Annotated in this window: 18 protein-coding genes; 10 read left to right on the forward strand and 8 right to left on the reverse strand. The window is 71.0% G+C overall.

What is annotated here, in order from left to right; translation table 11 throughout:
* A partial coding sequence (locus GA0070561_RS21245) for a C39 family peptidase (RefSeq protein ID WP_208603820.1) occupies nucleotides 1-420 on the forward strand: 420 nt, incomplete at its 5' end.
* Nucleotides 421-486: 66 nt separating this feature from the next.
* On the opposite strand, the gene recQ is transcribed toward GA0070561_RS21245, so the two are convergent.
* Both recQ and GA0070561_RS21255 read right to left on the reverse strand, forming a co-directional pair.
* On the reverse strand, nucleotides 487-2,331 hold the full coding sequence (gene recQ / locus GA0070561_RS21250; protein ID WP_091403654.1) for a DNA helicase RecQ: 1,845 nt from the start codon (nucleotides 2,329-2,331) through the stop codon (nucleotides 487-489).
* A 76-nt stretch (nucleotides 2,332-2,407) separates the two neighbouring features.
* Nucleotides 2,408-2,752: a hypothetical protein gene (locus GA0070561_RS21255; protein ID WP_091403656.1), complete on the reverse strand. Its 345-nt coding sequence runs from the start codon at nucleotides 2,750-2,752 to the stop codon at nucleotides 2,408-2,410.
* A gap of 282 nt (nucleotides 2,753-3,034) precedes the next feature.
* On the opposite strand from GA0070561_RS21255, the gene rapZ reads away from it, so the two are divergent.
* The 8 genes from rapZ to GA0070561_RS21295 all read left to right on the forward strand — a co-directional run bounded on the left by rapZ (nucleotide 3,035) and on the right by GA0070561_RS21295 (nucleotide 10,168).
* Complete coding sequence (rapZ, locus tag GA0070561_RS21260; protein WP_091405198.1) at nucleotides 3,035-3,907, forward strand: RNase adapter RapZ; 873 nt, start codon at nucleotides 3,035-3,037, stop codon at nucleotides 3,905-3,907.
* Nucleotides 3,904-5,034: a gluconeogenesis factor YvcK family protein gene (locus GA0070561_RS21265; protein ID WP_091403658.1), complete on the forward strand. Its 1,131-nt coding sequence runs from the start codon at nucleotides 3,904-3,906 to the stop codon at nucleotides 5,032-5,034. Before rapZ ends, GA0070561_RS21265 begins: the two co-directional genes overlap by 4 nt.
* 54 nt (nucleotides 5,035-5,088) lie before the next feature.
* Nucleotides 5,089-6,069, forward strand: a complete 981-nt coding sequence (whiA, locus tag GA0070561_RS21270; protein WP_091403660.1) for a DNA-binding protein WhiA — start codon at nucleotides 5,089-5,091, stop codon at nucleotides 6,067-6,069.
* 267 nt (nucleotides 6,070-6,336) lie between these two features.
* Entirely contained in the window at nucleotides 6,337-7,341 is a 1,005-nt protein-coding gene (gene gap / locus GA0070561_RS21275; protein WP_091403662.1) for a type I glyceraldehyde-3-phosphate dehydrogenase, read from the forward strand.
* Nucleotides 7,338-8,537: a phosphoglycerate kinase gene (locus GA0070561_RS21280; RefSeq protein WP_091403664.1), complete on the forward strand. Its 1,200-nt coding sequence runs from the start codon at nucleotides 7,338-7,340 to the stop codon at nucleotides 8,535-8,537. Before gap ends, GA0070561_RS21280 begins: the two co-directional genes overlap by 4 nt.
* Complete coding sequence (gene tpiA, locus GA0070561_RS21285; protein ID WP_091403666.1) at nucleotides 8,538-9,329, forward strand: triose-phosphate isomerase; 792 nt, start codon at nucleotides 8,538-8,540, stop codon at nucleotides 9,327-9,329.
* Between the two features lie 96 nt (nucleotides 9,330-9,425).
* Nucleotides 9,426-9,686: a preprotein translocase subunit SecG gene (gene secG, locus GA0070561_RS21290; RefSeq protein ID WP_030337344.1), complete on the forward strand. Its 261-nt coding sequence runs from the start codon at nucleotides 9,426-9,428 to the stop codon at nucleotides 9,684-9,686.
* Between the two features lie 140 nt (nucleotides 9,687-9,826).
* Complete coding sequence (locus tag GA0070561_RS21295) at nucleotides 9,827-10,168, forward strand: RNA polymerase-binding protein RbpA (protein WP_091403668.1); 342 nt, start codon at nucleotides 9,827-9,829, stop codon at nucleotides 10,166-10,168.
* A gap of 17 nt (nucleotides 10,169-10,185) precedes the next feature.
* Here GA0070561_RS21295 and pgl read toward each other — a convergent pair whose 3' ends face one another.
* From pgl to tkt, 6 genes are all read right to left on the reverse strand, one after another.
* Complete coding sequence (gene pgl / locus GA0070561_RS21300) at nucleotides 10,186-10,956, reverse strand: 6-phosphogluconolactonase (RefSeq protein WP_091403670.1); 771 nt, start codon at nucleotides 10,954-10,956, stop codon at nucleotides 10,186-10,188.
* A 143-nt stretch (nucleotides 10,957-11,099) separates the two neighbouring features.
* A complete protein-coding gene (locus tag GA0070561_RS21305; protein WP_091403672.1) occupies nucleotides 11,100-12,116 on the reverse strand; it encodes a glucose-6-phosphate dehydrogenase assembly protein OpcA in 1,017 nt (338 codons plus the stop codon).
* Nucleotides 12,113-13,666: a glucose-6-phosphate dehydrogenase gene (gene zwf, locus GA0070561_RS21310; RefSeq protein WP_091403674.1), complete on the reverse strand. Its 1,554-nt coding sequence runs from the start codon at nucleotides 13,664-13,666 to the stop codon at nucleotides 12,113-12,115. The genes GA0070561_RS21305 and zwf overlap by 4 nt, the downstream gene beginning before the upstream one ends.
* 2 nt (nucleotides 13,667-13,668) lie before the next feature.
* Nucleotides 13,669-15,318, reverse strand: a complete 1,650-nt coding sequence (locus GA0070561_RS21315) for a glucose-6-phosphate isomerase (RefSeq protein ID WP_091403676.1) — start codon at nucleotides 15,316-15,318, stop codon at nucleotides 13,669-13,671.
* Nucleotides 15,315-16,490, reverse strand: a complete 1,176-nt coding sequence (tal, locus tag GA0070561_RS21320) for a transaldolase (protein ID WP_091405201.1) — start codon at nucleotides 16,488-16,490, stop codon at nucleotides 15,315-15,317. The genes GA0070561_RS21315 and tal overlap by 4 nt, the downstream gene beginning before the upstream one ends.
* A 15-nt stretch (nucleotides 16,491-16,505) precedes the next feature.
* Nucleotides 16,506-18,644, reverse strand: a complete 2,139-nt coding sequence (gene tkt / locus GA0070561_RS21325; RefSeq protein ID WP_091403678.1) for a transketolase — start codon at nucleotides 18,642-18,644, stop codon at nucleotides 16,506-16,508.
* Nucleotides 18,645-18,910: 266 nt separating this feature from the next.
* On the opposite strand from tkt, the gene GA0070561_RS21330 reads away from it, so the two are divergent.
* A complete protein-coding gene (locus GA0070561_RS21330; protein WP_091403680.1) occupies nucleotides 18,911-19,864 on the forward strand; it encodes a heme o synthase in 954 nt (317 codons plus the stop codon).
* Nucleotides 19,865-20,306 lie beyond the last annotated feature (442 nt).

Genomic DNA, 20,306 nt, shown 5'->3' on the forward strand with positions numbered 1-20,306 from the left:
AAGAACATCAACGTCGATGACATGGCCAAGGAAATGGGCACCACCGAGGCCGGCACCAACTCCATCAACGACATCACCCCCGTGCTGAACAAGGAAACCGGTAAGAACGACGCCTACCGGTCCGTGGAAATCAGCACCCCCGACGCCGACGCCAAGCAGACCGACACCCTGCGCGCCGACATCGTCAACACCGTTGACGACGGCCGGGCTGTGGTCGCGAACATCGCCGGCACCAGCACCGACACCGACGGCAACACCCACTCCTACGAGGGCGGGCACTACATCAGCGTCGTCGGCTACCGCGACAACGGCAACACCGTCACCATCGCCGACTCCGCCGACCCCAACCAGGCCGCCTACCAGATCAGCGTCGAGCACCTCGCCGACTGGATCGCCACCCGCGGCTACGCCACCAGCTGACCCCACACCACCAGCACACACCGAAGGGCCGGACCCCACCACGGGGCCCGGCCCTTCGGCATGACCTCAGTCGGTGGCGAGGACGGCCAGGATCTGCTCGCCGTACTTGGCGAGTTTGTTCTCGCCGACTCCGCTGACCCCTGACAGGTCGGCCAGCGTGCTGGGCGCGTCGCTGGCGATCTGTCGCAGCGTGGCGTCGTGGAAGATGACGTACGCCGGGACGCCCTGCTCCTTGGCCGTGGTCGCGCGCCAGGCTCGCAGCCGCTCGAACAGCGACGCGGCGGCCGGGGTCAGCTCGGCCACGACGGTGGACGCGCCGCGCGGCTTCGATGAGCGGCTCGATGCCGGCTTCTCCGGCTCGCGGCGCATGGTGACCGTACGGCGGCGAGCGAGGACGTCGGCGCTCGCCTCGGTCAGCGCCAGCGTGCCGTAGTCGCCCTCCACGGCGAGGAGCCCTTCGGCGAGCAACTGCCGGACGACGCCCCGCCACTCGGCCTCGCTGAGTTCGGAGCCGATGCCGAAGACGGTCAGCGAGTCGTGACCGTACTGGCTGATCTTGTCGTTCTGCTTGCCGAGCAGGATGTCGATGCAGTGCCCGGCGCCGAAGCGCTGGTTGCGTTCGCGGTCGAGGCGGAAGACGGCGGAGAGCAACTTCTGGGCGGCGACGGTGCCGTCCCAGGACTCCGGTGGGGTGAGGCAGGTGTCGCAGTTGCCGCAGGCGGCCGTCGACGTCTCGCCGAAGTATTCGAGCAGTTGGACCCGCCGGCAGCGCACCGTCTCGCAGAGGGCGAGCATCGCGTCCAGGTGCGCGGCCAGGTTGCGGCGGTGGGCGAGGTCCCCGTCGGACGTCTCGATCATCTTGCGTTGCTGGACCACGTCCTGAAGCCCGTACGCCAGCCAGGCGGTGGACGGCAGGCCGTCACGGCCGGCGCGGCCGGTCTCCTGGTAGTAGCCCTCGACGGACTTGGGCAGGTCGAGGTGGGCGACGAACCGCACGTCGGGCTTGTCGATGCCCATGCCGAAGGCGATGGTGGCCACCATGACCAGGCCGTCTTCCCGCAGGAAGCGCTGCTGGTTGCGAGCGCGGGTGCCCGCGTCCAGCCCCGCGTGGTACGGCAGCGCGGCGACCCCGTTGGCGGTGAGGAACTCCGCCGTCTTGTCGACCGAGGCCCGGGACAGGCAGTAGACGATGCCGGCGTCGCCGGGGTGCTCGTCGCGCAGCAGGGTCAGCAGCTGCTTGCGGGGCTCCCGCTTGGGCACGATCCGGTACTGGATGTTGGGCCGGTCGAAACTGGCCACGAAGTGCCGGGCGTCGTCGAGTTTGAGCCGGGTCGCGATCTCGGTGCGGGTGGCGCTGGTCGCGGTGGCGGTCAGGGCGATGCGGGGGACCTGCGGCCAGCGTTCGTGCAGCATCGAGAGCGCGAGGTAGTCGGGGCGGAAGTCGTGCCCCCACTGGGACACGCAGTGCGCCTCGTCGATCGCGAACAGGGAGATGCGGCCCCGGTCGAGCAGGGCGAGGGTGGATCGGACGCCGAGTGCCTCCGGGGCCAGGTAGAGCAGGTCCAGCTCGCCGGCGATGAAGGCGGCCTCCACCCGCCGCCGGGCGTCCAGGGTCTGGGTCGAGTTGAGGAACCCGGCGCGTACGCCGACCGCGGTGAGGGCGTCCACCTGGTCCTGCATGAGCGCGATCAGTGGGGACACGACGACGGCGACCCCGTCGCGGACCAGGGCCGGGATCTGGTAGCACAGGGACTTGCCGCCACCGGTGGGCATCAACACCAGCGCGTCGCCGCCGGCGACGACATGGTCGATCACGTCCTGCTGGAAACCGCGGAAGGCGTCGTAACCGAACACCCGGCCCAGCACGTCCAGGGCGTCGGAGGCGGCACGCAGGTCGGTGGGAGAGGCCATCCGGGGAGTCTACGAGCCCAGCCCGACAGCGCCCGTCCGGCGCACCCGGGCCGGGTGCACCGGACGAGCGACGCGGTCAGCCAGGCTGGCTGGACCGGTTGGCCAGGCCGCGCGGCGGAGCCTTCATCCCGACCACAATGTCGACGATCTCGATGTAGCGGGCCTTGTTGCCCATGCGGAAGGCGGTGGCCGCCGCGTTGATCTCCTCAAGGGTGTCCGCCTCGACCATGGTGACCTGGTCGTACTTGCCGTTCACCCCGGTGCAGACGACGTGGGTGAGCTGCTTGGCGAAGCGGCCCAGGTCGCGGGCGTGCTCGGCGGAGATCTCGTGGATGCCCTCGCGACCGAGGGCGAAGTACTCGGGGCTGATTCGCATGAACAGGAAGCCGACGTACTTGTTCTTGTCCGCCAGGTCGTGCATCGCGCCCTCCTGATGTCGGTCTGACCTGCGACGATCACGTTGAGCGTATTGACAACTACTGATCGTCATCAAGCGTGCGGGCTGTCGGGAGGGCGACCCTCGAAACGGTCCGCGACCGCCGCCCGGCCACGGGTGCCGGGCCGCAGCCCGGCGGCGGGATAGAGTCGCTGATTGACCAATCGCGGCCGAGGGCGGCCGCGGCGCCACGGCTTGGGGGTACGGGTGAGCGAGGCGCGCACAGCCGGTGACCGGATCGACGGCCCGGATGCCGGTGACGAGCAGATGGCGGCTGAGTCGGAGACCACCCTCGTGGTGGTCACCGGCCTCTCCGGGGGTGGCCGCAGCACGGTGGCCCGGGCGTTGGAGAACGTCGGCTACTACGTCGTGGACAACCTGCCGCAGGCCCTGATGCTGGACATGGCCGAGCTGGCTTTCAAGGCGGGCGGCGCGGCCCGGCGTACCGCGATGGTGCTGGACGTGCGGTCGCGGGCCTTCTCCACCGATCTGGTCGGGGCGATCCGGGAGCTCAAGGAGCGCGGATTCTCGCCCCGGGTGGTCTTCGTCGACGCCGACGACGAGGTGTTGATCCGGCGGTTCGAGAGCGTTCGGCGTTCGCATCCGTTGCAGGGTGACGGGCGGCTGGCCGACGGCATCGCCGTGGAGCGCGGCCTGCTGGAGGAGGCCCGCGACCAGGCCGACGTGATCATCGACACCAGCCACCTGAACGTCAACCAGCTCCGGCGCCGCATCGAGGAGCTGTTCGGCGGCGAGGACGCCCGCCGGCTGCGGGTCACGGTGTTGTCGTTCGGCTTCAAGTACGGCCTGCCACCGGACGCCGATTTCGTGTTGGACGCCCGTTTCCTGCCCAACCCCTACTGGGTGCCGGAGCTGCGTGAGCACACCGGGCGGGAGGAGGCGGTCAGCGCGTACGTGCTGGGCCAGGAGGGCGCGGACGCCTTCGTCGCCTCGTACGCCGACCTGGTCAACGCCACCACGACCGGCTTCGAGCGGGAGGGCAAGCGGTACCTCACGGTCGCCGTGGGCTGCACCGGCGGCAAGCACCGCAGCGTGGCCATCGCCGAGGAGTTGGCCAGCCGACTGCGTCACTCCGGGTTGGCGGCGAACGCCCAGCACCGCGACCTGGGGCGGGAATGACGGCCCGGCGGGTGGTGGCGTTCGGCGGCGGACACGGCCTGTCCGCCTCGTTGCGTGCGCTGCGCCACTGCGCTCCCGAACTCGACCTCGACATCACCGCGGTGGTCACGGTGGGTGACGACGGGGGCTCCAGTGGCCGGCTGCGGGCCGAGCGGGGTGGCCTGCCGCCGGGAGATCTGCGCCAGGCGCTGGTGGCATTGGCCGGGGACCACCCGGCCACCCGGCGTAGCGCCCGGCTGTTCCAGCACCGCTTCGCCGCCGTACCGGTGGGCGTACCCGGATCCGGCGCGACCGGCTCAGGCCCGGCGGCGGGCGACGACCCGGACCGGGACGGCGCGGCCCCGCGCGGCACGGACACAGCCGACCGCGGCACGGACACAGCCGACCGCGGCACCGGCGCGGCCCAGCGCGGCACCGACGGGGCGTCGGCCGGGACAGACGGTCTGACCGGGCACGCGGTGGGCAACCTGGTGCTCTGCGGCCTCATGGAGCTGCTCGGCGACCCGGTGGCCGCGCTGGAGCACGCCGGCGCGATGCTCGGCGCGGTGGGCCGCGTGCTGCCGATGTCCCGCCAACCGGTCGGCATCGAGGCGCGGGTACGGGGTGCCGACCCGGCCGCCCCGGACGAGGTGAGCACGGTCAGCGGCCAGCACCAGGTGGCCGTCACCACGGGCCGGGTCGAGTCGTTGCGCCTGACCCCCAGCGCCCCACCGGCGTGCGCCGAGGCCATCGAGGCGATCCGGGCGGCCGATTGGTTGATCTTCGGGCCGGGCAGCTGGTACACGAGTGTGCTTCCGCACCTGCTGGTGCCGCAGTTGGCCGACGCGATCGTGTCCACCTCGGCCCGGCGGCTGGTCACGCTGAACCTCGCTGCGGAGAAGGAGACCCTCGGGCTCTCCGTCGCCGATCATCTCGCAGCGCTGCACTGGTACCTGCCCGAACTCAAGGTCGATCTTGTGCTCGCCGATGCCAAGGCGGTGGGTGACCCCGAACCGGTCGAACGTGCGGCAGAATCGCTGGGTGCCCGCCTGGTCCTCGCCCCCGTCGCCGTTGTCGACGGGACTCCCCGCCATGATCCGGCTGCCCTGGGCGCCGCGCTGGTGCCTGTCCTGGGCGCCGATCGTTAGACACGTACGTAATCTCCGGCGACACGCCGGAACAGGTCCGTGAGGGGACGCACAATGGCGATGACGGCCGCGGTCAAGGACGAGCTGAGTCGGGTCGACGTGCCCAAGCCCTGCTGCCGGCGGGCGGAGATGGCCGCGCTGCTGCGCTTCGCTGGCGGGCTGCACATCGTTTCCGGCCGCGTGGTGGTGGAGGCTGAACTGGACACCGGGGCGGTGGCCCGGCGGCTGCGCCGGGAGATCGCCGAGGTCTACGGCTACCCCAGCGAGATCCACGTGCTGGCCTCCGGTGGGCTGCGCAAGGGCAGCCACTTCATCGTGCGGGTGGTCAAGGACGGCGAGGCCCTGGCACGGCAGACCGGCCTGCTCGACGTGCGGGGTCGCCCGGTGCGTGGGCTGCCCCCGCACGTGGTGGCGGCCAACGTCTGCTGCGCGGTCGCCGCGTGGCGGGGCGCGTTCATGGCCCACGGCTCGCTCACCGAGCCGGGCCGCTCCAGCGCGTTGGAGATCACCTGCCCGGGGCCGGAGTCGGCGCTGGCGCTGGTCGGCGCGGCCCGCCGCATCGGCATCACCGCGAAGAACCGTGAGGTACGCGGGGTCGACCGGGTGGTCGTCAAGGACGGTGACGCGATCGCCGCGCTGCTCACCCGGATCGGCGCGCACTCCAGCGTGCTGGCCTGGGAGGAGCGTCGGGTACGCCGCGAGGTGCGGGCCACCGCCAACCGGCTCGCCAACTTCGACGACGCCAACCTGCGCCGTTCGGCGCGGGCGGCGGTCGCCGCGGCCGCCCGGGTCACCCGTGCGCTGGAGATCCTCGCCGACGAGGCGCCCAACCACCTGACCGACGCCGGTCGGCTGCGTCTGGAGCACCGGCAGGCGTCTCTGGAGGAGTTGGGGGCCCTGGCCGACCCCCCGCTGACCAAGGACGCCATCGCGGGGCGGATCCGCCGGCTCCTGGCGTTGGCCGACAAGCGGGCCCGAGACCTTGGCATCCCGGATACGGAAGCAGCCGTCACGCCCGACATGCTCGTGGTCTGATAGGACGGTGGGGCCGCACGGTGCGCCCGGGAGCACGACCCGGCGCAGCGTGGTCTCGCACGCTCGGATAGGGTCGCTGCGTACGGCAAGGGGGCCGACACCGGCACTCCTCGTCGTGCCCCACCGCCTCGGGCGGTCAGGTCCTCAGACCGCGCGGCGGGGTGGCCGAGATGAACCGTCGACGGCCGGCTCCAACGGTCGGCGCACACCATTCCCGCCGGCCCGTTGTCTGAAGCCGGCGGACCAGAACGCGAGGAGATGGGACCTGTGACCATCCGGGTTGGCATCAACGGCTTTGGCCGAATCGGCCGTAACTTCTTCCGGGCAGTGCTGGCGTCTGACGCCGACATCGAGGTCGTGGCGGTGAACGACCTGACCGACAACGCCACGCTCGCCCACCTGCTCAAGTACGACAGCATCCTCGGCCGCCTGCCGTACGAGGTCAAGGCCACCGCCGACGAGATCACCGTCGGTGGCAGGACCATCAAGGCGTACGCCGAGAAGGACCCGTCGAAGCTGCCGTGGGGCGAGGTCGGCGCCGACGTCGTCATCGAGTCGACCGGCTTCTTCACCGACGCCACCAAGGCCAAGGCGCACGTCGACGGCGGGGCCAAGAAGGTCATCATCTCCGCCCCGGCGAAGAACGAGGACGTCACCGTCGTCATGGGTGTCAACCACGACACCTACGACCCGGCGAAGCACACCATCATCTCCAACGCCTCGTGCACCACCAACTGCCTCGCCCCGATGGCGAAGGTCCTGCACGACACGTTCGGCATCCAGCACGGTCTGATGACGACGATCCACGCGTACACCCAGGACCAGAACCTCCAGGACGCGCCGCACTCGGACCTGCGTCGGGCCCGGGCCGCCGCGCTGAACATCGTGCCGACCTCGACCGGCGCCGCCAAGGCGATCGGCCTGGTCCTGCCGGACCTCAAGGGCAAGCTCGACGGGTACGCCCTGCGGGTGCCGATCCCGACCGGCTCGGTCACCGACCTCACCGTCAACGTGGGTCGCGAGACCACCGTGGACGAGGTCAACGCCGCGCTGAAGGCCGCCGCGGACGGCCCGCTCAAGGGCATCCTGGTCTACAACGAGGACCCGATCGTCTCCACCGACATCGTGACCGACCCGGCGTCGTGCATCTTCGACGCGCCGCTGACCAAGGTCGTCGGCAACCAGGTCAAGGTCGTCGGCTGGTACGACAACGAGTGGGGCTACTCCAACCGCCTGGTCGACCTCGTCAAGCTGGTCGGTTCGTCGCTGTGAGCATCCGGACCCTCGACGATCTGCTCGCCGAGGGGGTGTCGGGTCGGCGCGTGCTGGTGCGCGCCGACCTGAACGTCCCGCTCGACAAGCAGACCGGTGCCATCACGGATGACGGCCGGATCCGCGCGGTGCTGCCGACTCTCGGTGCGCTGGTCGAGGCCGGCGCGAAGGTGGTCGTCTGCTCGCACCTGGGCCGCCCGAAGGGCGCTCCGGACCCGCAGTTCAGCCTGGGTCCGGTCGCCGGGCGGCTCGGTGAGCTGCTCGGCGCGCCGGTGCACTTCGCCACCGACACCGTCGGTGATTCCGCCCGCTCCACCGTCGCCGACCTGGCCGACGGCCAGGTCGCCCTTCTGGAGAACCTGCGTTTCAACGCCGGTGAGACCAGCAAGGACGAGGCCGAGCGGGGCGCCTTCGCCGACCAGCTGGCCGCGTTCGGCGACGCGTACGTGGACGACGCGTTCGGTGCCGTGCACCGCAAGCACGCCAGTGTCTTCGACGTGCCGGCCCGGTTGCCGCACGTCGCGGGCCGGCTGGTGCTGCGTGAGGTCGAGGTGCTCTCCAAGCTCACCGGTGACCCCGAACGCCCGTACGTGGTGGTGCTCGGTGGGTCGAAGGTGTCCGACAAGCTCGCCGTGATCGAGGCTCTGCTGCCCACTGTCGACCGGCTGCTCATCGGTGGCGGGATGTGCTTCACCTTCCTCAAGGCCCAGGGCCTGGAGGTGGGCACCTCGCTGCTGGAGAAGGACATGGTCGAGACCTGCCGCAACCTGCTGGAGCGGTCCGGCGGCAAGATCATGCTGCCGGTCGACGTGGTGGTCGCGGACGCGTTCGCTCCGGACGCGGCGCACGACACGGTGCGGGTCGACGGCATCCCGAGCCACCGGCTCGGCCTGGATGTCGGCCCGGAGACGGTGGCCGGCTTCAGCGCCGCGCTGTCCCAGGCGAAGACGATCTTCTGGAACGGCCCGATGGGCGTGTTCGAGATGCCGGCATTCGCGGCGGGCACCCGGGGGATCGCCGAGGCGATCACCAAGGCCGACGCGTTCAGCGTCGTCGGCGGCGGTGACAGTGCAGCCGCGGTCCGTGCGTTGGGGCTGGACGAGTCGTCCTTCGGGCACATCTCCACCGGTGGTGGCGCCTCCCTGGAATACCTCGAGGGCAAGACCCTCCCCGGCATCGCGGCCCTGGAGAACTGAATGTCGAGCACCACCCGCCGGCCGCTGATGGCCGGCAACTGGAAGATGAACCTCAACCACCTCGAGGCCAACCTGCTGGTGCAGAAGCTGGCGGCGAGCCTCACCGAGAAGCAGCTCACCGCCGTCGAGACGGTCGTGCTGCCGCCCTTCACCGACCTGCGCACCGTGCAGACCGCGGTGGACGGCGACAAGCTGCTGATCGGCTACGGGGCGCAGGACCTCTCCCCGCACGCGTCCGGCGCGTACACCGGGGACATCTCCGGGCCGATGCTGGCCAAGCTCGGCTGCACGTACGTGGTGGTCGGGCACTCCGAGCGGCGGGCCTACCACCACGAGGACGACGTGCTGGTCAACGCCAAGGTCAAGGCGGCGCTGACGCACGGCCTGACGCCGATCCTGTGCGTGGGGGAGGGGCTGGACGTCCGCGAGCTGGGCACCCACGTGGCGCACTGCTCCGACCAGCTCGACGGGGGCCTCGCCGGGCTCACCCCCGAGCAGGTGCGGCAGGTCGTCATCGCGTACGAGCCGGTCTGGGCGATCGGCACGGGCAAGACCGCGACCCCGGACGACGCCCAGGAGGTCTGCGGGGCGGTTCGTCAGCGACTGGCGGAACGCTTCGACCAGGAGACCGCCGACCAGGTTCGGGTTCTCTACGGCGGCTCGGTCAAGGCGTCCAACATCGCCTCGATCATGGCCCAAGCGGACGTGGACGGGGGCCTGGTGGGGGGCGCCAGCCTGGACGCCGAGGAATTCGCTCAGATCTGCCGGTTCCCGGAGCACCTCGCCCGCTGATCGCTCGGTATCCTTGACACCGCCCGTCCGCCGGTCGGTGCCGCCGTGCCCGATCAGACCGGGCGAGGATCGCTACGAGAGGAACTGACCCCAGCCATGCCGATCTGGTTCGCATACACGTTGATCGTGTTGCTGGTCATCACGAGCATTCTGCTCACCCTGCTGATCCTGCTGCACCGCGGCAAGGGTGGCGGTCTGTCGAGCATGTTCGGCGGTGGCGTCAGCTCCAGCCTCGCTGGCTCCTCGGTCGCGGAGAAGAACCTGGACCGCTACACCGTTCTGGTGAGCGTCGTCTGGTTCGCCGCGATCGTCGGCCTCGGGCTCTGGCTGCGCCTCCAAATGAACAGCGGCGCCTGAGCAGGCTCAGTAAGTCGTACAATCTGCGCGCGGTTCGTCACTCGACGGGCCGCGCGCAGGCTTTTCTCCGCTGCACCGCGTCGCCCGCCGCTCCACCCCCGAAGACGGCGGGTCCCCTCCGACGACAGGAGCGAGCAGCCGTGCCGAATGGCAACGTTATCCGGGGAGCCCGGGTCGGGTCCGCACCGATGCGCCCGGACGAGCGGCACCAACCCGCCCCCCGACAGGACGTCAGCTACTGGTGCCGTAACGACCACCGGGTCGACATCCGGATCGCCGCGGACGTCGAACCGCCACCCCTGTGGGACTGCCCCCGCTGTGGCCTACCCGCCGGTCGGGACGCCCAGAACCCGCCGGGCCGGGTCCGCGCCGAGCCGTACAAGAGCCACCTGGCGTACGTGAAGGAGCGGCGCACCGCCGAGGAGGGGGAGGCCCTGCTCGCCGAGGCGCTCGCCGCGCTCCGCCGTCGGCGCGGCGAGTAGCGGGCTCCTCCCCGCGCTCAGCGCAGGCTGCGCAGTCGGACGGGTACGTCGGCTGCGGCCGCCCGGTCCAGCAGCCAGCGGGTGCGGTTCACGCCGTGCACGCCGGCCGCCGGCAACTGCACCGGGCCGGCGCCGGCCAACGCCATACCCACCGCGCGAGCCTTGTCGGCGCCGGCGGCCACCAGCCAGACCTCCTCGGCGGTGTTGATCGCCGGCAGGGTGAGGGTGGTCCGCGTCGGCGGCGGCTTGGGGCTGCCCCGCACCGCGCTGACCGGCCGGGTCTCGTAGCCCACCGGGTGCTCGGGGAAGACCGAGGCCACGTGGCCGTCCTCGCCGACGCCCAGCATCAGCACGTCGAAGTGCGGCAGGGTGGCGTGCCCGGGTCGGGCGGCGCGGACCAGTTCCTCCGCGTACGCGGCTGCCGCCGCCTCGGGGTCGTTGCCGGCCGGGCCGTCCGAGGCCGGCATCGCGTGCACCCGGGCCGGGTCCAGTGGCACCACGTCCAGCAGGGCGGCCCGGGCCTGCGTCTCGTTGCGGTCCGGATCACCGGCGGGCAGGAACCGTTCGTCGCCCCACCACACGTCGACCCGGGACCAGTCCACCGCGTCGCGGGCCGGCAGCGTCGCCACCGCCCGGTACACGGCGGCGGCGACCCGGCCTCCGGTGAGCACCACCGAGGCTTCGCCCCGGTCGGCCTGGGCGTCGAGCAGCTTCACCAGCAACCGGGCCGCCACGGCCTGCGCCAGCAGGTCGGCGTCGGCGTGGACGGCGACACTCGCCTCACTCATGGTTACGCCTTCGTTTCCCGACCGCGCGGCGGTCGCTGTCGTGCCCGGGGCGGTGTGCCCGAGGTGGTGGGGCGAAAACCCCGGAGATTGCGGGGCAGGGCCGGTGCGTACCGGCCCTGCCCGACGTTGTGCCCCGGCTGGGCTCAGCCCTCGCCGCTCGTGCCGACGTGCGCGGTCACGCCGGCCTCGGCGCGCTGCGCGGTGGCCGGATCCTTCCAGACGTGGACCCGCTGCGCGGGGCGCTGCTCCAGCCCCCGCAGCCCGACCGTCGCGCCCAGCGCCTCCGCGTACACCTGGTCGGCGTCCAGCCGGCGCAGTTCCTCGGCCAGCTCGTCGCCGAGCGGGCGGCGCACCAGCGGCAGGGCCCGGTCGTCCTGGCCCGTCCGCCGGAACACGGCCAGGCTGTCCTCCCGGGTCAGCGTCAGCTGGTCGCCGTTGGCACAGCTGAGCTGCACCTCCCGCATCCGAGGGAACTCGTTGCTGTCCACCCGGCGTGGGGTGATGCCGAGCCGGCTGGACAGCCAACCGGCCATCAGCGCCGCCGTCGGGTCGGTGGGAGGCGCGACGATGGTCGCCTCGGTGACCTGGGCGCTGGTGGTGTCGAACGCCCCGGCGACCAGGGTGCGCCACGGGGTGATCCGGGTCCACGCCAGGTCGGTGTCGCCTGGGGCGTAGTCCCGGGCACGCTGCCGCAGCGCCTCCACCGGGTCGGCGGCCTGCGCGGAGTCGGTGATCCTCCGGTCGGCCACCACCCCGAGGAAGTCGGTGGCGATCTCCGCCGGTGGCTCACCGTGCCACCAGGTGACAACCGGTACGTCGGGAACGAGCAGCGGCATCACGACCGACTCGGCGTGCAGGGACAACCGGCCGTACATCCGGGTGACCACCGCCTCGCACGGGCCGAGCCGGCCCCCGACCACGATCTCCGCGTCCAGTCGGTTGCGGTCCCGCTCGATCTCCGAGCGGACCACCACCACGAGGCGACACGGGTGCGCGGCGGCGGCGATCGTCGCCGCGGCCTCCGCCTCCCGGACCCGCTTCTCGTCCACGACCACGATGAGGGTGAGCGCCATGCCGCTGGCCACCCCGCCGGCGCTGCGCCGCTCGGCGGCGAGCGCCTTGACCACCTCGTTGCCGGTGGTGTCCCACAGCCCGATCATGCTCGTCTCCAGGCGCGGCCCTCGCGGGCCAGCATCTCGTCGGAGGCCCGGGGGCCCCACTCGCCGGCCCGGTACGGCTCCGGGGTGGTGCCCTCCCAGGCGTGCTCCAGAGGGTCGATCACCTGCCAGCTCTGCTCGACCTCGGCCGCGTCCGGGAACAGGGTGCGGTCGCCGATCAGCACGTCCAGCACCAGACGCTCGTACGCCTCGGGGCTGGACTCGGTGAACGCCTCGCCGTACTGGAAGTCCATCGCGATGTCGCGGACCTCCATGGTCGTGCCCGGCACCTTCGAACCGAACTTGAGCACCACGCCCTCGTCCGGCTGCACCCGGATGACGAGCTGGTTGTTGCCCAGCGACTCCATGTCGGCGTCGTTGAACGGCAGGTGCGGCGCCTTCTTGAAGATGATGGCGACCTCGGTGACCCGCCGGGGCAGCCGCTTGCCGGCCCGGATGTAGAACGGCACCTCCGCCCAGCGGCGGTTCTGGATGCCCAACCGCACCGCCACGTACGTCTCGGTGGTGGAGTCGGCGGGGACGTCCCGCTCGTCCAGGTAACCGACAGCGCGTTCGCCGCCGACCCAGCCCGGCAGGTACTGGCCGCGCACGGTGTCCCGGGCGACGTCCTTGGGCAGGGTGATGGCCTTGAGCACCTTCAGCTTCTCGGTCCGGATCTCGTCGGCGTCGAAGCTGGTCGGTTCCTCCATCGCCACCAGGGCGAGGAGTTGGAGAAGGTGGTTCTGCAGCACGTCGCGGGCGGTGCCGACGGTGTCGTAGAAGCCGGCGCGGGTGCCGATGCCGACGTCCTCCGCCATGGTGATCTGCACCGAGTCGACGTACTTGGAGTTCCACAGCGGCTCGAACAGGTTGTTGGCGAACCGCAGGGCGAGGATGTTCTGAACCGTCTCCTTGCCCAGGTAGTGGTCGATCCGAAAGACGTCCTGCCGGGTGAACACGTCGTCGACGAGGTCGTTGAGCGCCTTCGCCGAGGGCAGGTCGTTGCCGAACGGCTTCTCCACGACGACCCGGCGCCAACCGCCGGACTTGTTGTTGTCGGCCATCCCGGTGCGGGCCAGCTGCTTGAGCACGACGGGGAAAGCGGCCGGCGGGATGGAGAAGTAGAACGCGGCGTTGCCGGTGATGCCGTGGGTCTGGCGCAGATCGTCCAGCGTCGAGGCGAGAGTGTCGAAGGCGGCGTCGTCGTCGAACGACCCGCCGACGAACTTGATGTTGCCGGCCAGCCGCGCCCACACCTCGTCCCGCCACGGGGTGCGAGCGTGCTTGCGGGCAGCCTCGCAGGCCAACGTCTCGAAGTCGCCGTCACCCCAGTCGCGACGCGCGAAACCGAGCACCACGAAGCCCGGCGGCAACAGCCCCCGGTTGGCCAGGTCGTAGACCGCGGGGAGCAGCTTCTTGCGGGCCAGGTCGCCGGTCACCCCGAAGATCACCAGAGCGCAGGGCTCCGGGATTCGGGGCAACCGGCGGTCCTGCGGGTCGCGCAGCGGGTTCACCGAACCGCCTCCTCGCTCCGCTTCAGTCACGTCGTCCATCCTCACGCCCGCAGATCACCGGCCGCGTCCAGTAGTTGGGCGACACCGGCGGCCCGGTCGGTCAGGTGCAACCGCAGCACCGGCCGCTCCCGACCGGCGAGAGCCTGCCGGTCACCGGCGGCCTGCGCCGCCTGCAACTCACCAAAGGTGTACGGCTTGCCCGGCACCGCCAGGTCCTCGGCGACCGCGCCGGTCACCTGGAGGTAGCTGCCCACCTGCGGGCCGCCCTTGTGGTACTGGCCCGTCGAGTGCAGGAAACGCGGACCCCAGCCGAAGGTGACCGGTCGGCCGCTCGCCTGAGCCAGCAGCGACCGCAGCCGGGCCGTGTCGGCGTCGGCGAACCGGTCGAGGTACGCCATCACCGCGAGGTAACCGTCGTCGCCCAGCCCGTCGAGCAGCCAGCGCAGGACACCGGCCAGGTCCCCGGGGGCGCCCTGCGGGGCGTACACCTCGATCGCGCCCTCGGTGAACGACGGCGTCTCCGCCGGCAGGCCCGAGGCCAGGATCTTGTTGGTGTTCTCCTTGGACTCGGTGACGTTCGGCTGGTTGAACGGGTCGATGCCGAGCACCACGCCGGCCACCGCGGTGGCGTACTCCCAGGCCAGGAACTGCGCGCCCAGCGGGCCGTTGACGGCCACGTCCGGGTTGGCCCCGCCGCCCGGCATGTCACCGGGGGCCAGCGCGCCACCGTAGCTGACGGTCAGCACGTCCGCGCCGGTGGCGCCGGGGCTCTGCGGAGACTCCACGACCACCGGGAGGATGCCCACCCCGGCCTTGCCGGTCGACTCGGCGATCAGCTGCTCGGCCCAGTCGCCGAGCCCGTCGATGCCGGTGCCGTCGGAGACCAGGGCGACCTTGTCCCGCGCCAGCGTGGCCGCGGCGCCCAGGGCGGCGCCGAGCGCCAGCGCCGGGTTGTTCTGGTCCGCGCCGAGCGACGTGGCCAGCGCGTCGGCCTGGTCGAGCAGCTCAGCGACCTCGACCCCGGCCAGCGCGGAGGGCACCAAACCGAACGCGGTGAGCGCCGAGTACCGGCCGCCGACGTTCGGGTCGGCGAGCACTGTGAACGCGCCCATCTCGGCCGCGGTGGTCTCCAGCGGCGAACCCGGGTCGGTGACGATGACGAAGTGCCGGCCGGCCTCCGCCTCGGTCATTCCGGCGTCCAGGAACGCCTGCCAGTACGCGCGCCGGTGGCTGTCGGTCTCCACCGTCGACCCGGACTTGCTGGCCACCACCACGACGGTGCGCTCCAGCCGGTCACCGAGCGCCGCCCGGACCTGGCCCGGGTCGGTGGTGTCCAGCACGGTCAACGGGCGACCCAGCGTCCGGGTGATCACCTCGGGCGCGAGCGACGAGCCGCCCATGCCGGCGAGCACCACGTGGTCCAGGTCGGCCAGCTCCGCGGTCAGCTCGGCCAACTGGACGAGCAGCTCGCGGCTGCGCCGGTGGGTGTCCACCCAGCCCAGGCGGATCTTCGCCTCGGCCTCGGCGTCCGGACCCCACAGGCTCGCGTCCTTGCCCGCCAGCTTGCCCGGGACGCCGGCCTTGACCAGCGCGTCCCGGGTCGAGGCGGGCGCGGCCTTGTCGACCGCGTCCGCGCCGTACACGGCGAGCCCGGCGGCTGCCTCCACCGGCCCAGAAAGTAGGTCGCTCATGCGCCACCGGCCTTCTCGGCAGCCTTGGCGTTGCCCTTGGCCGCCTTGTTCGGGGCACCCTTGCCCTTGGCCGCCGCCTCCAGCGACTTGCGGACCCCGTCGAGCAGTTCCTGCCAGCTGGCCTCGAACTTCTCCACGCCCTCGCGCTCCAGGGTGACGATCACGTCGTCCATGTCCACCCCGACCGACTCCAGGTCGGCGAAGACCTTCCGGGCCGCGTCGTAGGCGCCGGTGATGGTGTCGCCGCGGGTCTCGCCGTGATCGGCGTACGCGTGGATGACCGACTCGGGCATGGTGTTGACCGTGCCGGGGGCGATCAGCTCCTCGACGTAGATGACGTCCCGGTAGTCCGGGTTCTTCGTCGAGGTGGACGCCCACAGCGGCCGCTGCGGGTGCGCGCCGGCGGCAGCGAGCGCCTTCCAGCGGTCGGAGGAGAAGACCTCGGTGTAGCGCTCGTACGCCAGCTGTGCGTTGGCGATGGCGGCCTTGCCCTTGAGGGCCTTCGCCTGGTCGGAGCCGATCTTCTCCAGCCTCTTGTCGACCTCGGAGTCGACCCGAGAGACGAAGAACGACGCGACCGAGCCGATCTTGGACAGGTCGTGGCCGTTCGCCTTGGCCTGCTCCAGACCGGCAAGGAACGCCTCCATGACCGCCGAGTAGCGGTCCAGGCCGAAGATCAGCGTGACGTTGACGCTGATCCCCTCGGCCAGGGTGGCGGTGATCGCCGGGAGGCCCGCCTCGGTGGCCGGGATCTTGATGAAGAGGTTGGGACGGTCCACCAGCCACCACAGGGCCTTGGCCTCGGCCACCGTCCGGTCGCTCTCGTGGGCCAGCCGGGGGTCCACCTCGATCGAGACCCGGCCGTCGACACCGTCGCTGCCGTCGTACGACGGGCGCATCACGTCGCAGGCCCACCGCACGTCGTACGTGGTGAGCATGCGCACCGACTCCTCGACCTCGACGCCACGGGTGGCGAGGTCGCGCAGCTGCCAGTTGTACTCGTCGGCGTCGCTCAGGGCCTTGGCGAAGATCGTCGGGTTGGTGGTGACGCCGGCCACGTGCTTCTCGCGGCGCAGCTGGTCCAGCCCGCCGGAGCTCAAACGCACCCGGGAAAGGTCGTCGAGCCAGACCGCCACGCCTGCGGCGGTCAGCTCATTCAGCTTGTCGGTCATGCCGTCCACGCTCCCTCAGTTGCCGGTCGTGAAACCGGTGATGTCGCCCACCCGGGCCAGCGAGGCGTGTGCCGCCGCCACGATCCGGTCACCGGTGAACCCGAACTGCTCGAAGAGCACGGTGTGCGGGGCACTCGCGCCGTAGTGCTCCAGGCTCACGCTCTCGCCCAGGTCACCGACGATCCCGCGCCAGGACATCGCGATGCCCGCCTCCACGCTCACCCGTGCCTTTACCCCGCGCGGGAGCACCGACTCCCGATATGCCTCGTCCTGCTCGTAGAACCACTCCTGGCAGGGCATCGAGACGACCCGGGTCGGGGTGCCGTCGGCCTCCAGCCGCTCCCGGGCGGTCAGGCAGAGCTGCACCTCGGAACCGGTGCCGACGATGATCACCTGAGGCTTGCCGTTGGACGCCTCGGCCAGCACGTACCCGCCCTTGGCCACGCCCTCGGCGCTGCCCAGGACGTCGCGGTCCAGGGTCGGCAGCGGCTGACGGCTCAGCGCCAGCGCGGTCGGCCGGTCGGTGTGCTCCAGCGCCTGCCGCCAGGCCCAGGCGGTCTCGTTGGCGTCCGCCGGGCGGACCACGTCCAGGCCCGGGATGGCGCGCAGCGCGGTCAGGTGCTCCACCGGCTGGTGGGTCGGGCCGTCCTCGCCGAGGCCGATCGAGTCGTGCGTCCAGACGTAGGTCACCGGCAGCTTCATCAGCGCGGCCAGCCGCACCGACGGACGCATGTAGTCGCTGAAGACCAGGAACGTGCCGCCGTACGGGCGGGTGCCACCGTGCAGGGCGATGCCGTTGAGGATCGCGCCCATGGCGTGCTCACGGATGCCGAAGTGCAGCGTGCGGCCGTACTCGTGGCCGGGGAAGTCCTTGGTGGCGTGCGCGGCCGGAATGAACGACGGCTCGCCCTTCATGGTGGTGTTGTTGCTCTCGGCCAGGTCGGCCGAGCCGCCCCACAGCTCCGGGAGCACCGGCGCGAGCGCCTCCAGCACCTTGCCGGAGGCGGCCCGGGTGGCCACCCCCTTGGCGTCCGCGGGGAAGACCGGCAACGCGTCGGTCCAGCCGTCGGGGAGTACGTGACCAGCCAGCCGCTCGTAGAGCGCGGTGCGCTCCGGGTTGGCCTTCTTCCAGGCGTCGAACGCGGTGGTCCACTCCTGCTGGGCGTCGGAGCCGCGGCCCATCACCGTGCGGGCGTGGCTGAGCACCTCCTCGTCGACCTGGAACGTCTGCTCCGGGTCGAAGTCGAGGATCCGCTTGGTGGCCTTCACCTCGTCGGCGCCGAGCGCCGAGCCGTGGATCTTGCCGGTGTTCTGCTTGTTGGGCGCGGGCCAGCCGATGATGGTGCGCAGCGCGATGAAGGAGGGGCGGCCGGTCTCCGCCTTGGCGGCCACCAGCGCCGCGTACAGCGCCTCGGCGTCCTCGTGGTAGTCGCCCTGGTCGGCATCGCCGCTGCGCCAGTCGACGGTCTGCACGTGCCAGCCGTACGCCTCGTAGCGGGCGGCCACGTCCTCGCTCTTGGCGATCCGGGTGTCGTCCTCGATGGAGATCTCGTTGTCGTCGTAGATCACCGTGAGGTTGCCCAGCTGCTGGTGCCCGGCGAGGGCGCTGGCCTCGTGGCTGATGCCCTCCTCGATGTCACCGTCGGAGACGATGCACCAGATGTCGTGGTCGAAGACGGACGCGCCAAGCTCGGACTCGGGGTCGAACAGGCCGCGCTCGCGGCGGGCGGCCATGGCCATGCCGACCGCGTTGCCCAGACCCTGCCCGAGCGGGCCGGTGGTGGTCTCCACGCCCGGCGTGTGCCCGTGCTCGGGGTGCCCCGGCGTCTGCGAGCCCCACTGCCGCAACGACTTGAGGTCGTCCAGGCTCAGCGGGTAACCGGAGAGGAACAGCTGGATGTAGAGCGTCAGGCTGGAGTGCCCGGCGGAGAGCACGAACCGGTCGCGGCCGGGCCAGTTCGGGTCGGCCGGGTTGTGCCGCATGACGCGGTTGAAGAGGAGGTACGCCGCGGGCGCGAGGCTCATCGCGGTGCCCGGGTGACCGTTGCCGGATTTCTCTACGGCGTCCATGGCCAGCACGCGGACGGTGTCTACGGCCCGGCGATCGAGGTCGGACCAGTTCAGTGCGGAGTGCTCGGGTCGTTTAACAGCCACGATGGTTGTGCTCCTCGGCAGATGGGCGGAACCCTCACCGATGACCTTATCGAGCGTCCCTAAACGTGCGCCCGGGGATCTGCGCATGGTGTGCGCTACGTGACCATCCGGATGCTCGGTTCAACCCGGTGGTGTGACGGCCCGCACCGTTGTCGGGTCGGCCGGGCAGCCAAAACGACGACGCGTAGTGTGTGGGGCGGTATGCGGACCCGAGTGGTCCCGACCGATCCGATCTCCCCGTGCCCGATGCCGGAAGGTGGCAATCCGTGAGCATGATCACCGAGCGCCCCGCGAGCAACCCGGCCGGGCCACACCCGGCGCGGGCGGCCGAGGGCCCGGTGGCCCGGCGGGACGTACGCGCTGTCCTCTCGGCGTACGTGGCGCTCACCAAGCCGCGGATCGTCGAGTTGCTGCTGGTCACCACCGTCCCGGCGATGATGCTCGCCGAGGGCGGGCTGCCGTCGCTGTGGCTGATGGCCATCGTGCTGATCGGCGGCTCGCTCGCCGCCGGCGCGGCCAGCGTTCTCAACTGCTACATCGACCGCGACATCGACCAGCTGATGCGGCGCACCAAGCGTCGGCCGCTGCCGGCGCACACCGTGTCGCCGCGAAGCGCGCTGATCTTCGGTCTGGTGCTGGCGGCGGTGTCGGTGGCACTGATGGCGGCGTTCACCAACCTGCTGGCAGCCGGTCTGACCCTCGCCGCGATCGCCTACTACGACCTCGTCTACACCCTGTGGCTCAAGCGTTCCACCCCGACGAACACCTTCTGGGGCGGCGCCTGCGGGGCCGCACCGGTGCTGATCGGGTGGGCTGCGGTGACCGGCTCGCTGGCGCCGGCCGCCTGGGGGCTCTTCGCGGTGGTCTTCTTCTGGCAGATGCCGCACTTCTACCCGCTCGCCATGAAGTACAAGGACGACTACGCCCGGGCCGGCATCCCGATGCTCCCGGTGGTGGCCTCGATCCGCCGGGTGAACGCAGAGATCCTGATCTTCGCGTGGCTCACCGTGCTCACCTCCCTGGCCGTCTGGCCGCTGGGGCTCAGCGCGATCTACGGAGTGCCGACCCTGGTGGTGGGTGCCATCTTCGTGGTCGAGGCACACCGGCTCTGTCGGCGCGCGACCCGCGGCGAGGCGGTCAAGCCGATGCGACTGTTCCACTGGTCGACGACGTACCTGACGATCGTCTTCGTGGCCGTCGCGCTCGACGCGCTGATCTGACCCCTCCCGCACGGCCCGGCTCCGCGTCCTTCGCGCGTCCAACGCAGTGGCCTCCGCCCGCCGTCTTCCGCTGGCTGTCGGCTTCCTTGGGCGCCGGACTGCCTCGTGCGTCGGGGCTCCCTCGGGCACCGCGACTTCCTTGCGCGCTGCGGCTCGGCGGCCCTCGCGTCGTCCGTCAGTTGTCGCGCCGTGGCTCTGCCCGGCGGCGAACGGCGCCGATGATCTACTGACTAATCATGGACGTGGATGAGTTGTCCAGGTTTAACGTCACATCAGGGTAACTTTCAGCATGAGTCGGATCGACTCAACCTGGGGTGGTTCGAAGGCGATTTCCCGACGTGTTTTGCGCGTAAAAGTCGGTAAATAAACGGACAGGCAACTTGTGGTCGTCCTTAAACCTGTAGGTAATTGGCATCACAAAAGGTTCATGGTTCTCGCGCGA

This window comes from Micromonospora saelicesensis, from assembly GCF_900091575.1.
GTDB classification, from domain to species: domain Bacteria; phylum Actinomycetota; class Actinomycetes; order Mycobacteriales; family Micromonosporaceae; genus Micromonospora; species Micromonospora saelicesensis.

Excerpts from the sequence above, each read along its gene's own strand:
- recQ (WP_091403654.1), bottom strand. The coding sequence starts at position 2,331 with ATGGCCTCTCCCACCGACCTGCGTGCCGCCTCCGACGCCCTGGACGTG.
- GA0070561_RS21315 (WP_091403676.1), bottom strand. The coding sequence starts at position 15,318 with ATGAGCGACCTACTTTCTGGGCCGGTGGAGGCAGCCGCCGGGCTCGCC.
- GA0070561_RS21305 (WP_091403672.1), bottom strand. The coding sequence starts at position 12,116 with ATGATCGGGCTGTGGGACACCACCGGCAACGAGGTGGTCAAGGCGCTC.
- whiA (WP_091403660.1), top strand. The coding sequence starts at position 5,089 with ATGGCGATGACGGCCGCGGTCAAGGACGAGCTGAGTCGGGTCGACGTG.
- tpiA (WP_091403666.1), top strand. The coding sequence starts at position 8,538 with ATGTCGAGCACCACCCGCCGGCCGCTGATGGCCGGCAACTGGAAGATG.
- zwf (WP_091403674.1), bottom strand. The coding sequence starts at position 13,666 with ATGGACGACGTGACTGAAGCGGAGCGAGGAGGCGGTTCGGTGAACCCG.
- rapZ (WP_091405198.1), top strand. The coding sequence starts at position 3,035 with ATGGCGGCTGAGTCGGAGACCACCCTCGTGGTGGTCACCGGCCTCTCC.
- tal (WP_091405201.1), bottom strand. The coding sequence starts at position 16,490 with ATGACCGACAAGCTGAATGAGCTGACCGCCGCAGGCGTGGCGGTCTGG.
- pgl (WP_091403670.1), bottom strand. The coding sequence starts at position 10,956 with ATGAGTGAGGCGAGTGTCGCCGTCCACGCCGACGCCGACCTGCTGGCG.
- GA0070561_RS21255 (WP_091403656.1), bottom strand. The coding sequence starts at position 2,752 with ATGCACGACCTGGCGGACAAGAACAAGTACGTCGGCTTCCTGTTCATG.
- GA0070561_RS21265 (WP_091403658.1), top strand. The coding sequence starts at position 3,904 with ATGACGGCCCGGCGGGTGGTGGCGTTCGGCGGCGGACACGGCCTGTCC.
- secG (WP_030337344.1), top strand. The coding sequence starts at position 9,426 with ATGCCGATCTGGTTCGCATACACGTTGATCGTGTTGCTGGTCATCACG.